General features: G+C 36.8%; 9 protein-coding genes. 2 read left to right on the top strand and 7 right to left on the bottom strand.

Annotation, left to right across the window (positions count from 1 at the left end):
• Positions 1-226 precede the first annotated feature (226 nt).
• The gene (locus LKE05_RS11750) at positions 227-1378 is read right to left on the bottom strand and encodes a hypothetical protein (RefSeq protein ID WP_308456987.1); all 1152 of its coding nucleotides are present in this window, start codon (positions 1376-1378) and stop codon (positions 227-229) included.
• Positions 1379-1417: 39 nt separating this feature from the next.
• Complete coding sequence (locus tag LKE05_RS11745; protein WP_308456986.1) at positions 1418-1732, bottom strand: hypothetical protein; 315 nt, start codon at positions 1730-1732, stop codon at positions 1418-1420.
• A gap of 188 nt (positions 1733-1920) precedes the next feature.
• Here LKE05_RS11745 and LKE05_RS11740 point away from each other — a divergent pair, with 188 nt between their 5' ends.
• Positions 1921-3447, top strand: coding sequence for a Y-family DNA polymerase (locus LKE05_RS11740; protein ID WP_308456985.1), 1527 nt, complete (start codon positions 1921-1923; stop codon positions 3445-3447).
• Positions 3448-3467: 20 nt separating this feature from the next.
• Positions 3468-3899: a hypothetical protein gene (locus tag LKE05_RS11735; protein ID WP_308456984.1), complete on the top strand. Its 432-nt coding sequence runs from the start codon at positions 3468-3470 to the stop codon at positions 3897-3899.
• On the opposite strand, the gene LKE05_RS11730 is transcribed toward LKE05_RS11735, so the two are convergent.
• From LKE05_RS11730 to LKE05_RS11710, 5 genes are all read right to left on the bottom strand, one after another.
• Positions 3896-4102, bottom strand: a complete 207-nt coding sequence (locus LKE05_RS11730; protein ID WP_308456983.1) for a hypothetical protein — start codon at positions 4100-4102, stop codon at positions 3896-3898. The two genes, LKE05_RS11735 and LKE05_RS11730, sit on opposite strands and share 4 nt — an antisense overlap.
• Positions 4103-4185: 83 nt before the next feature.
• The gene (locus LKE05_RS11725) at positions 4186-5301 is read right to left on the bottom strand and encodes a 5-methyltetrahydropteroyltriglutamate--homocysteine S-methyltransferase (protein WP_308456982.1); all 1116 of its coding nucleotides are present in this window, start codon (positions 5299-5301) and stop codon (positions 4186-4188) included.
• Positions 5302-5391: 90 nt separating this feature from the next.
• On the bottom strand, positions 5392-6297 hold the full coding sequence (locus LKE05_RS11720; protein ID WP_308456981.1) for a LysR family transcriptional regulator: 906 nt from the start codon (positions 6295-6297) through the stop codon (positions 5392-5394).
• Between the two features lie 98 nt (positions 6298-6395).
• Complete coding sequence (locus tag LKE05_RS11715) at positions 6396-12935, bottom strand: S-layer homology domain-containing protein (RefSeq protein WP_308456980.1); 6540 nt, start codon at positions 12933-12935, stop codon at positions 6396-6398.
• A gap of 20 nt (positions 12936-12955) precedes the next feature.
• Positions 12956-14155 carry a hypothetical protein gene (locus LKE05_RS11710; RefSeq protein ID WP_308456979.1) on the bottom strand — a complete coding sequence of 400 codons (1200 nt, stop codon included), beginning with the start codon at positions 14153-14155 and terminating at the stop codon, positions 12956-12958.
• Between the last annotated feature and the right edge of the window lie 15 nt (positions 14156-14170).

Below are 14170 nucleotides of genomic sequence, written 5' to 3'. Positions count from 1 at the left end.
GCTTATCTGCCCAAATAAAACTAAGTATTTTATCATAGAAAAATTAATTTTACAGAAATAATCTCACACTCTCTTTTTACATTTGTATAGTGTGAAAAATACGGTCTTTTGCAAGACCGCTCTTGACGCGGAAGAAAATCCGTGCTATATTACAAAAAGGCAGATAAGCTGAATTTTGCTTATCTGCCCAAATAAAACTAAGTATTTTATCATAGAGAAATTAATTTTACAGAAATAATCTCACACACTCGCGTACCTGAATTCTTTGATTATCAATCATTTCAAATAATTTTTCAATCCGACTTTTTTCTTTCCACCTCCGAGTCATTGCTGAATCATGGCAATTTATACAGTATATCACATCGTAAAAATTATTTGAAACAAGTTTTTGTTTATGATAACCGTCAATGCACTTTTTATGAGCATTTAACGGTTCACCACGTCTTGATCTGTAATTTTCATGATGAAGTTCTTTTACTTCATCACCTTTCAAATATACAATCCATCTTCCAAACGGTGTTTTTATAAACACTGCGTCATTCGTAACGCTGTACTCTAAATTAAACATATCGCATATTCTATTCATATTTTCAATAGTAAGCGGTAAATCTCTAATATCTTTTATATTATACTTTCTCTTTATTTTAATATTTGTTTTCCAATGAAACCTATTCCAATCATTTTCACAACCGCATACCTTACATACTTTATTTCCTTGAAAAATCACGTCCTTACTCGATTTAATCAATGCACTGTCGGCATATCGACAATTTCCGTTATGTACCTTATGAGTTCTTGGATTTAAGTAACACGTTTCTTGTTCTGTTAATTTTCGATATTCACCATAACACTTACAAAACAGTAAGTATAAGTAGTTCACATCGTGTTTTGAATAATGCAAATAATTCTTTTGATATTTAATTCCCGCTTGTTTTAACGACTTTTCAAAACCAATAACTTTTTTGCCGTCACCGGCAATTTGCATAAGAAGTTGTTGCAGTATAATCACTCTGTGTCTTGGCATTGATATTCCGTATTTATCCGTTCTTATCTTTAATAATTCATAAGTTTCATTTGTCCACACAACAATATACTTATAGTTTTGAAAAGATATGTTCATATTTTTTAATACTGTTTCCTCACTTTTTGACTTCATAATAGCGTCAAGTGGATAATGAGATACAGTAAATGTGTTCGGATTAAAACATTCCTTGTTACTTAATCTAATTGATTTAGAAAATGTTCTTTTTATATTCAAATTTGCGTCTGCTGCAACTATTCCTATTTGTACAGGTTCTCTTTCCTCTATATCTGTTGTTTTGGGTGCTTGATTCCACTCAATATCCAAAAACAGATATTCAAATTTTACATTTGCCATAATCATCAACTCTTATCAAAATCGTAATTATCGTTTTCATTACTCCTCATAATGATTATATCCGCCCAAGAAACTTTTTTCGCTGTGGCGTTTTTTATGACCATTATTGTCGTATGTATTAACACCTCCAAACAGACCGGGACTGCTGTATCCGGTTTTATGTCCATTGTTGTCATAGTGATTCATACCGCCAAAAAATCCGGGACTGCTATGCCCTACCTTATGTCCGTTTGCATCATAATTATTCATTCCTCCAAAGAATCCCGGTCGGCTTTCTCCTATCTTTTTTCCACTTGCGTCATAATGGTTTATTGTACCGAAAAATCCCGGTCTGCTGTATCCATCTTTTTTCATAATTAATCACTCCTTTTATCATTCACATGGTTTCTGTGTTTTCTGTGATTAGATTATAATATATACATAGTCCAATAATACGGACTTTTCTCTCTTCACAATCAATAAGTTATTGTACAGTCTTGAAAAAGCAGTAATTTTAAGATATAATTTAGACTGAATAGATTTGCAAAAAGGAGCGTAGAATTATGAATAAATGCAAAACGTACATAGCAATAGACTTAAAATCATTTTACGCGTCCGTTGAATGTAGGGAAAGAAACCGTGACCCGCTAACCACAAATCTTGTTGTAGCCGATCCGAGTCGGACGGAAAAAACAATCTGTCTTGCCGTGTCTCCGTCGCTCAAAAAATACGGATTATCGGGACGAGCAAGATTATTTGAAGTCATACAAAAAGTTAAAACCGCAAATGAAATACGAAAGCTTAAAGCGCCAAACCACGTTTTTTGCGGTTCTTCTGATGACAGCCGTGAACTTCAGAAAAAACCGTCACTTAAGATTGATTACATAATTGCTCCACCGCGTATGGCACGCTATATGGAATACAGTACAAAAATTTATAATATCTATCTTAAGTACATCGCACCCGAGGATATTCACATTTATTCGATTGACGAGGTATTTATAGATGTAACGCATTACCTTTCGACATACAATATGACTGCTCATGAACTTGCAATGACAATGATACAAGATATTTTAGATACAACAGGAATAACCGCAACAGCCGGAATCGGAACAAATCTGTATCTTTGCAAAATAGCAATGGATATAGTCGCAAAACACATTGAACCGGATAAAAACGGTGTACGAATCGCCGAACTTGACGAAATGTCATACCGAAGATTGTTATGGAATCACAGACCTCTTACTGATTTTTGGAGAGTCGGTCGTGGTTATTCAAAGAAATTAGAAAAAATCGGACTTTACACTATGGGTGACATAGCCAGATGTTCTATCGGTAAACCGACTGATTACTATAATGAAGAACTGTTATACAAGCTTTTCGGTATAAATGCCGAACTGCTTATCGACCATGCTTGGGGTTACGAGCCTTGCACAATGGAAGATGTCAAAACATACAAACCCGAAACAAACAGCATATCCTCGGGACAAGTATTACATTGTCCGTATGAGTTTGACAAGGCAAGATTAGTTGTAAAAGAAATGACCGACCTTATGGTGCTTGACTTGGTGGATAAAGGACTTGTGACAAATCAAATCGTGCTTACAATCGGCTATGATATTGAAAATATTACAGATAAAAACAGAAGTCAGAGTTATAAAGGTACAGTTACAACGAACTATTACGGTAAAAAAGTTCCGAAGCCTGCTCACGGAACGACAAATCTTCCAAAACAAACCTCATCTACTACGCTTATTACAAATGCAGTTATGGAATTGTATGATAAAATTGTAAACAAGAAATTGCCTATCAGAAGAATTAATATTGTGGCTAACAAGCTTGTCGATGAACACAGTGTAAAAAACGCAAACAAATATGAACAGCTTGACCTTTTTACCGATTATGAGATTTTAAAGAAACAACGCGAAAAAGAAAATGCCGAATCAGAGCGAGAAAAACGTATGCAGAATACAATACTTGATATAAAAAAGAAATTCGGCAAAAATGCCATTCTTAAAGGAATGAATCTTCAAGAAGGTGCAACCGCCAAAGACCGCAACAATCAAATAGGCGGTCACAAGGCATAATTTTTAAGGAGAATTACCATATGGAAAACGTTAGTCATAAATATGATGACATAATCAATCTGCCCCACCATGTTTCAAAAAAGCACCCACAAATGTCGCTTCATGACCGTGCGGCACAATTTTCACCGTTTGCAGCTCTTACGGGACACAAAGCGGCAATTAATGAAACCGCCCGTTTGACTGATGAAAAGCAGATATTAAGCGAAGATGTCATTGCCAAACTCAATGAACAGTTAAATTTAATTAAAGAGAATATCGGTACAAATCCAATCGTGACAATAACATACTTTGTTCCCGATGATAGAAAATCAGGCGGTGCATACATATCCAATACCGGTGTTGTAAAGAAAATAAACGAATACAATCACACTGTTGTTTTGACCGACAAAACAGTTATTCCAATCGAGCAAATAAGCGAAATGCAAAGCGATATTTTCAGCGAAATATATTAATGATTTTGCAATTTATGCGATGAAGTGTAAATCGGCAGTGATACAAAAATTAACAATACCGTTGTTGACAAGCTGATAAGATGTGCCACCATAATATCAGTGAAATTTCTGTGCATAAAAAATGCCATGTATATCCATAAAATTCTTACACCGCACACACCTATAACGCTAAAAGTACAGACATAGCCTCTGATTATCAGCATAAAATAATCCAAGAATATGTCCGCCCCCAACTCCAAAAAACAAGAGTAGACAAAATCATAAAAATTTTGTCTACTCATTAATATTATCTCCAAACTTCTTCTGCGATTTCTTTTACAAGCTGCAATTTTGCCCACTGTTCTTCTTCTGTAAGTTTATTACCTATTTCGCATGACGCAAAACCGCATTGTGGACTTAGGCACAATCTGTCAAGAAAAATATATTTTTGTGCCTCTTTTATTCTCGCGATTACGTCGGCTTTATTTTCCAGTTTCGGTGACTTTGTTGTTATAAGTCCCAACACGACTTTCTTATCGCCGTTGACGTGTGCCAAAGGCTCAAAGCCTCCCGAACGCTCGTCATCAAATTCAAGATAATATGCATCTACATTTTCCTTTTCAAACAATACCTCTGCAACCGAATCATATGCACCTGCACTTGCGTATGTTGAATGGAAGTTTCCTCTGCAAACGTGAGTAGTAATTGTCATATCGTTTGGTTTGTCCTCTATTGCAAGGTTATTTATCTCTACCAAAAGTTCTTGAATATCCTTCAATCCCTTTTTATCCGTACCGAACAATTCTTCTGCTCTCGGATCTACAAGCATTCCCCATGAGCAGTCGTCAAGCTGTAAATTGCGACAGCCTGCATCATACAAATCCGCGATTACCTTTTTATATCCGTTTGCAATATCCTCTGCCAACTTATGAGTGCTGTCATAATACTTTGACGTGTTTTCCAACGCAAACGGCATGATCATTTGTTCAATAAACTGTGCTGGTGCGGGAATTGTCTGCTTTGCAACAGTATTTTCATCTTCAAATTGCTTTACAAATTTAAAATGCTCCACGAAGGGATGTACTTTTGAAAGTCCTACTTTTCCGCAAAGGTATGTATCATCAATCATTGCGTCTTCGCCGTGAAACGGTAAACCTGTTTTCGTTTTTTCATGTGCCACACCGTCAAATCCCCACATAAAATCCAAGTGCCATGTCGCACGTCTGAATTCTCCGTCCGTAATGACGTGATAGCCTAATTCTTTTTGTTTATTGATAAGTCTTTCGATTTCCTTATCTTCAACTGCTTTTAATTCGTAAGCCGAAATTTTTCCGTTTTCAAACCCCTCTCTTGCCGCTTTTAAATTTGCAGGTCTTAAAAAGCTGCCTACAAAGTCATATCTGAATGGTATTTGTTTGCTCATTTCTGTTACCTCCTGTGTTTTAATTTACATTAAGTATAACAGAAAATACGGAAATAGAAAAATATATATTATCATCATTTATTCATAGTTTTAATCTATGGATAAATGATTTTTCAATACATTCAAATATGAAACTCCGTATCGGCTAATAACAGAATTTTTTCGTGTTAAAATTCCGATACGCATACTGCAATCTGAATCTAACGGTTTTGAAATAATGTTTTCACCGTTTAATTCCGTATCTATAATACCCGAACAAACCGTAAAACCGTTAAGACCGATAAGCAGATTAAATAATGTCGCTCTGTCACGCACCATAATATTTTTAGAGAATTCCAGCGAACTCAAAAATTCCTCCGAAAAGTAAAATGAATTGTGTTTTCCCTGTTCAAACACCAAATACGGATACGGCATTAAGTCTTGAATTGTTATTTCCTCTTTGTTTGCAAGAGGGTGATTGTTTGATATGAAAACGTGCGGTTTTGCAATATATAATTCTTCAAAATTCAAGTCATTTTTATTAATAAGTTTGCTCAAAACTGCCTCATTATGCTCACTCAAATACAATATTCCTATTTCACTTCGTCCGACTGCCACATCATCTATAATTTCATACGTCTGTGTTTCACGCAAAATAAAGTTGTATGCGTCCGCATCATATTCCCTTATAACGTCCACAAACGCATTAACCGCAAATGAATAGTGCTGACATGAAACAGAAAATCTCGGTTTCTGATTTCTCTCACCTTTAAAATGCTCCGTCATAACGTCCGTCTGCTCCAAAATCTGACGTGCATATGAAAGCAATGTTTCTCCGTCCCTTGTAAGCTCTACGCCCTTATTGGAACGAATGAATGCCGTTATCCCCATTTCTTCTTCAATATTGTGAATTGCAGAGGTAAGGCTCGGCTGTGCTATAAATAACTTTTCAGCCGCCTCCGTTATATTGCCACACTCCGCTACCGTTACTATGTATTTTAATTGTTGCAGTGTCATTGTATATCCCTCATTCTATACTGAATATGTTTATTATATCATATTCACGTAAAAATACAATAAGAGTCTATCATAAAGATAAACTCTTATTAAAACCATTATTTATATAATCTCATAAATACCGATGCGGCTTGTGCTCTTGTTGTACCGGATTTAGGATTAAAGTTTCCGTTTTCGTCACCTGTCATTATTCCTGCACAATATGCCCACTTAACAGAATCAGTCGCATAATCCGCAATATCTTTCACATCAGAATATGTAATTTCATCACTGTCTAAATTATATTCCTTAGTTTTTGCATAGCGATATAATATAGCTGCCATTTGTTCACGAGTTATATCACTGTTAGGATCAAATTCCGTTTCTGTTTTTCCGCTTATAATATCATTGTTATAAGCCCATAAAACAGCTTTAGCATACCAAGAATCATCAGATACATCACTGAAATTCAATTCACCGTCTGCTGTCGGTTCATTTTCTATACGATACAATACCGAAACGAACATTGCACGGGTTAATGTAATGTCAGGAGCAAATTCACTGTCGCTTACACCTGTCATAAAACCTTTGTCATACGCATATTTGACAGCTTGATAGAACCACATATTTTCCGTTACATCAGTAAACCACACTGTTTGAGTAGTATCCTTTTCAGGTGCAGTCGTAGGTATAACAGTAGGTGCTGTTGTCGGTTTTGCTGTTGATGTACTGCCACCCGAACCGGAACCACCGCTTTGAGGCTGTTTTGTGGCAGTCGGAGTGACTGTCGAAGTCGGTTTAGGTGTTGAATCTGTATCTTTTGCATCTAACCACCTATTATAAAGTGAACCGTCACCTGTTTTATCCGATTCACTCCAATCGGCAACTTCTTGACGGTAATCGTCAACGTAATGCCATACGATTTCTTCATCACCAATCAATTTATACTCATTCAATCCCAATGAAGGGTGACTGCCGTTTACAGTATACATCCAACCGGAATATTTACCGTTTGTAAATTCACCGAGCCAATATCCTTCCGGTGATTGAATTGTACTGATATATCCGTTTTCCCAACCACGATATTTTAAGCCGTTATCGTCAAGTGCTTGTTTGAATACATCTCCCACTGTACTTCCTAATTTTACTTCATACTCTTTTTCAGGAATCCATGTTTGATATGTATTCTTCGTATCTTTTGTCAAGACAAAGTCACTTCCGAGATTTTCTTCGCCGATAAGTCTGAAACTTACATTTATCTTTTCAACATTATCAGGATTTTCTTCTACATTCATCAATACAGCCACATATGTATAAGGACTTGATTTTGCATACAAATATGCCTGACCTATTCCATGTCCGACTGCAACGCCGTTTCCTATTGAAACAATGTTTTCGTCACTGCTCTTTACTTCTGAATTTGACGAAACATTTGCAGTACCGTTTACAATTATATCGCTGTTATCTACTTGCAAATTAACTGTTTCGGCAGAATATTTGTCTAATTCTGCTTTTGTGATTGCATTGATACCGTCAATATCACCTTTACAGCTGTCGTTTGCATTATTTTTATCGTCACTCAACCAATAATTTTCGCAAACAACGCTGTTTATATCATAATTTGAATTAACATCACCAAAAACACCGTATTCGCTCTTTCCGCCATTGTAATTATATCTTGTATAACACTTACCGCTTTCGTCCTGATAATAACCGCAGATGCCTGCTGACGTTTTAGCTGTTACAGTTCCGTAGTTATTTGAGAAATCAACAGCTGATTCCCCTAAAACTGTCGAACTGTAATTACGTCCGACAATACCGCCGGCATAGTTTTCACCGTTTACATCACCTGTATTTTCACAGAAATATACCAAGCCGTTTATAAGTTCACCGACTATACCACCGCCGTATGAACCTTGTGCTGTGATATTACCGCTGTTTTGACAATTTTTGATACCGCTTTTTTTATAACACCCTGACGCACGACCTGCAATACCGCCCGTCATACTTCCCGACACTTCTGCCGTATTAGCACAATTTTCTATTTTACCGCAGCTATAATTTTCAGCTACAATTCCTCCGACGTCATATTTACCGCTTATTGCACCGTTATTGACACATTCGGAAATTTCTCCGTTTACGGATAAGTCTGCGTAATCGTCAATAAACAATAGCGCCTGACCTTTGCCGTTTCTGTTTTCTATCGTAATACCGCCGACATTACCGCTGTTCGATAAGTCACCGTTATTTTCAGATTTTCTTATAGTACCGTAATTTTCGCCGACTATTCCCGACTTACTGTTACCGGCAGATGTCATATTGCTGTTATTCACACAACCTGTTACAATTCCGTAATTTTCGCCGACTATTCCTGCAAGATATGTTACGTTTGAGGCGGTAAATCCGAAATCAGCACTGTTAGTACAATTTTCTATTGTACCAAGATTTATTCCGGCTAAAGCGGCAATTTTTCTTACGTTATTATGAGCGGTCAATCTATTAGTAGAATCTATATTAAGATTTTTAACAACACCATTCTTTCCTATGTATGAGAACAATCCGAAATAATTGTTTTCGGCATACAGAATCGCGTTCTTTACAGAAAAACCGTTTCCGTCAAACACACCTTCAAACGCACGATTCTTCTCGGACTCCCACCATTCTCCGTTATCGTTTGACTTTAATCCATCCCAATAACCGATTGAACTAAATTCTTTGCTATCGCTTAAATCAATATCGCTTGAAAGTTTAAAGTATACACCTTTATATGAATTTCCGTCTGCAACGCTTTCCGAAAGAATGTTCATATCTTCCAACGATTTTATAATATACGGTTCTTCTTCCGTACCTTTACCGCTCCATTTAGGTTCTGAAACTTTTACGGAAACAGCACTTGATATTCCGCCAATTTCACATTTAACAGTTATATCCTTTGCATTGCCAAGCTTAGCGGAATCTATAATAATACTTACATTTAGTGTCCCTACGCCATTTGTAATTGTAATATCGCCGCTTTGTTCAACTGTAACGGCACTGTTGTCACTGCTCCATTTTGCAGTTATATTTTTATTTAAATTCTTACCGTATATCTTTGCTGTAAATGTATGAGAAGTATCTGTTTCAAGACTTTCGCCCGATGATACAAGATTTATCGAAATAATTTTGCTTTCCTTGTATTCGTTATTAAGTACCGGATATTTACTTCCAACATAAAATATCGGTGCTACTTCTACTGTTTTGCCGTCAACTTCTTGTTCTTTAACACACCACAAATCATACACAAATGCGTCGCTTTGCATATATTCGTCTGTTCTGCCTGTGGCAATATTCGTGTTTGTTGATGCATTTTCGCCATACGGCATTTTATCGCCGATAATTCTGTAATATAAATTTTCTGCCGATACACCGTTTGTAAATGCTCCGAATAATGTACCTGCTTTTTTTGCTTTTACTGTCCCCGTTGCGTAACAATTTGTCACTTTACTGCCGCTTAAAAGCTGTCCTACCAGTCCGCCGACATATTCATCTGCCAAAACAGCAGTATTTGAATAGCAATTTTCTATTTTAGTGTCCCTTGCTATACCGACAATACCGCCTCCTATATCTTCACCGCTTACAAGTCCGTCTACTCCAAGCAATGTAATTTCTGCATTTGCGGTATATCCGAATAATCCGCTTACTTTTTGATTTTCGGTATTTAGTTTTACTTCATATCCGTTACCGTTAAAATGACCCGAAAATGCTTTATCTTCCGCATTGCCTATTGAAATCCAATACTTTTCTGTTAAATCAATATTATTATTTAATTTAAAGTATGCGTCTTTATATGATTCACCTTTATTTACATTTTTCGCAAGTAATGCAAGTTCGGACGCTGTTTTTATAACATACGGATTTTCTTTACTTCCGTTTCCGCTGTCAAATGTTTCAGCCACACTGTCTGACCATTTTCCTTGTGATGAATATGACGGTATTTTCTCTTCAATTTTAGGTGTTGAAGCAGGTGTTACTGACGGTGTAGGTTTTGTTGATGTGTCTATATCATCGGAACCGTTTACCTCCCATGCCAAAACAGGGAATTTATCCGATTTCACAAACGCACTGCCTAAAATTCCAGTCATATCTGCAAGCTGATTTTCTGTTTTCACTTCAAGTCCCGTACCCGAATTTTCCGCATACGGCATAGGTGCGGTATCTTTAAGGAAATAGCAGTTTTTAACCGAATATCCGCTCACTGTATATCCCAGTATTCCGCCGTTGGTATTGTTTTGCGATGAAATTTTACCGCTGTTATATGAATTTGAAATATCACAGTTGTATGATTTACCAGAAATACCACCCGAATATGCTGACGCACTTACTTCACCGCTGTTATAACAACTGTCAAGAAGTATACTGCCCTCGTAATTGTAACCGACAATACCGCCTGCATATCCGTCGGTTGCAGTTACAGTGGCTTTATTAGTACATTCTTTTACAGTTCCCGAACTGTAAGCGGCAATACCGCCAACTTCGTCCTTACCTGTAATAGTTCCCTTATTCTCACACTGAGCTATAACACAGCTTGTAACCGTTTTATTAACCGCACCGTTATAACCTACTATACCGCCGACTCTGTTTTCGCCTTTTATTTCGGCATAGTTGATACAATGAGATATTAAACCATAGTTCACGGCACATATACCTGCCGCAATTCCATATGTATTATTCGTGTTTTCTATATTTCCGTATACATAAAGATTTTTTATTACCGCATTTTCTTCCGTAACTCCGAAAAGTGCCGAAAGATAGCTGCCCGAAGATATATTTATTCCCCTTATACTGTTATCTTGACCGTTAAAATTACCGTTAAAAGCATTGCCTTGATATTTATTTGATATGTATTTATCGGATACACCTATCGGTGTCCACTCCTTGCCTGATAGGTCTATATCATTTTTCAAGACAAAATACTTGTCTGACATATCATTGCCCTTTTCTACTTCATACGAAAGCAAAGCGAGTTCTTCTGCATTTGCAATAACATACGGATTATCTTTATCACCGTTACCGCCGTCAAATTCTTCTGCGCGATAATCTATCCAGTAATTTGACGTATACGTTACAATCTGCTTTTCAATTCCGTTTACCGAAATTTTAAGCGTCTTTTCGGCATTTACTTTGTCAAATGTGATGTCTATAGCTGTTTTTTCGTCTGATATGTATTGAGATAACTGAACATTTTTAAGTTCAACCGCTTTATCGTCAACAAATGATTTTATTTCAAAATCATTTAACGTAGGATTTGTTCCTACAAGTTTTTTGTTTAACAATACAGTTATCTTACCGTTTTCGATATTAATGCTTTCAATATCAAATGTTTCGTCTTCCCCTGTCGGCGCATTGCTCCAATCAATAACAGGAAGATTATCACTGTCTGTAAATGCGTCTGACAAATCACTTGCCAAAACAGTGTCAACGGCATATACCGTACTTATATCACCGCCGTTTTCAAGTGCCACAAGTTTAGTGCTGTCACCTATGTTATACAAGTTATTTACTGTCGTATTTTTCATTGAACCGATTAGTTGATATTCCGTATGAGTATTCACCTCACCGCTGTTGTACGCATTTTCTATCGTACCGCCAAGCTTGTAGCCTACTAATCCGCCACTGTAATTGTAACCGATTACCTTACCGGTATTATATACGTTAGTTATGTCACACGCATAATTGCAACCGATAATACCGCCGAAATAATTACCGTCTTCAGTACCTATTTGACCGTCATTATATGCTCTGTCAATCTTTCCGCATTCGCTTACACTTATATCCTTGCCGACAATTCCACCTACCGCAACTCCTCTTAAATAACTGTACATATCGTCATCTTTAAAAGGTGCAGATACATTTCCGTGGTTTGCGGCATATGTAATGTCGCCGTATGCAAGCTGACCGACAATTCCGCCTGCCTCTGCAAAGCTCTTGGAAGTAGCTGTAACCGTTCCGTTATTTGTAACGTTTATAAGATTTCCGCTTAGTCTGTTACTTCCCTTAAATTGAGCTCCAAGCTGACCTGTTATACCGCCCACATAAGCAAGACCTGTTATATCGACGTTGTTTGTACAATTTATAATCAATCCGGCATTTATACCGGCGATTCCGCCGATATATTTTGCCGCATTAATGTATTCATTACCCTCAGCCTGTGCGTTTATTTGTCCGTTTACCGTAACATTTCTGACAGTTCCTTCTTTTCCTATAATTCCGAAAAGGCCTTGACAATAAGTTTCGTAATGATTGTCGCCTTGCTTATTGTACTTTTTGGTTTCTATGAAAAGTCTGGAAATGCTGTGACCTTTTCCGTCAAATATACCGTTATATGCGGTGTCGTCATCTATACCGTAACCGTTATTATTGATATAATTATATCCGTTACCGATTGGTGTCCAATTTTGGTTTTCCAAGTCAATATCACTGTTTAATACTGCATTTGCTGTTCTGTCACCACCGTTTACTTTTTCGGCAAACCAAACCAAATCTTCCGCACTTTCAATCTGATAAGCACCGTTTATAAGTTCCGGTTCATCGCTTGCAAATGCAGTGAAATTTACAGGTACAAAACTCGCAAGCATACATAAAGACAACAATATACTTGTAAATTTATTTTTTACGCTCATTTTTTTCTCCAATCTTTATACTATTTTATACTTAAATCAAGAGTATTTGAAATAGGTGCCAATGATGATATATTTCCGTTCCATGTTAAAATCTTGATTGTATATTCATCAGCTGAATCGGCAGATATTTCTTTAAATTCAACTTGATTTTCATTACCGGGCTTTAAAGAAATTTCTTTAGGTTGTATTCCTATCAATTTGCCGTTTGAATCATATACGGCAGCCATAACACTTACTTTCTTTTCTTCTGTAAGATTACTGTTAAGTTTTACCGTTAATGTACCTGTTAGTTTTCCGTTTTCAACTTTTAATGTGTTTTGTTCTGTTGCAGATTGTACAGGTAAAGGTGTTGAAGTTACTGTTGGTGTCACTGTTGGCTCTGCTGTTGCCATTGGTGTTGCTGTCGGTGTCGCTGTTGGTGTCGCTGTTGGTGTTGCTGTTGGTGTTGCCGTCGGTGTCGCTGTTGGTGTTGCCGTCGGTGTCGCTGTCGGTGTTGCTGTTGGTGTTGTTTTCGGTTCTTCGCTCGGTACCAATGCGTTAATCAGATTATCTTCAAGTTCTGTTTGCATATTTTCATCAAAGAAATTCTCTAAAGCCGCTTGATATGCCGATTCTGCTTTTTTAGCGGTCTTTGGATCAGTTGCCAATGTTTCATAATAATCTGCTACCGCACCTACAAGCACGTCCTCAGCCGGTGATGTTAGATCTGAATTCCATCCGCCTTCATTAAAAACTAATCTTAAAACATCTCCTCTTACGAGGCTAGCCGACTCATAGGTGTATGAACTCAATCCGTTACCCATAGCATCATTATATAATGCTGACGGATAATCAAACGAAACTTCTTTGACGGAATTATCTATCTTAAAATCACTGAAAAATCCACTGCTGTTTGTATACTTCAATAGTGTAGTTGTAGGAGTCCAATCACTCATACACTCACCGTTATTCATATAATAATCAAGTACATATCCTATTGCGTCTGCTGCACTCTTAAATCCACTTTCAAAAGTTTTAAATTCTCCGCTGTAATCATAAAATCCGTTTGTATAAATCTTAATCGGGGTCATATATATCTCTTTTGTAGTGTCTTCAGCAAAGTGTTCAATATCAAAATAGAAATAATCTCCCGCTCCGTCTGTATCAGCCTGTACAACAAACGTTACAACACTGAATAACATCGCTACTGCTACAATTAAACTTAAAAATTTTTTCTTCATTAGTCTTTCACCTCA

This window comes from Hominilimicola fabiformis (genome assembly GCF_020687385.1).
Taxonomy (GTDB): Bacteria; Bacillota; Clostridia; order UBA1381; family UBA1381; genus Hominilimicola; species Hominilimicola fabiformis.
This window is presented reverse-complemented; position numbering and strand designations above follow the sequence as displayed.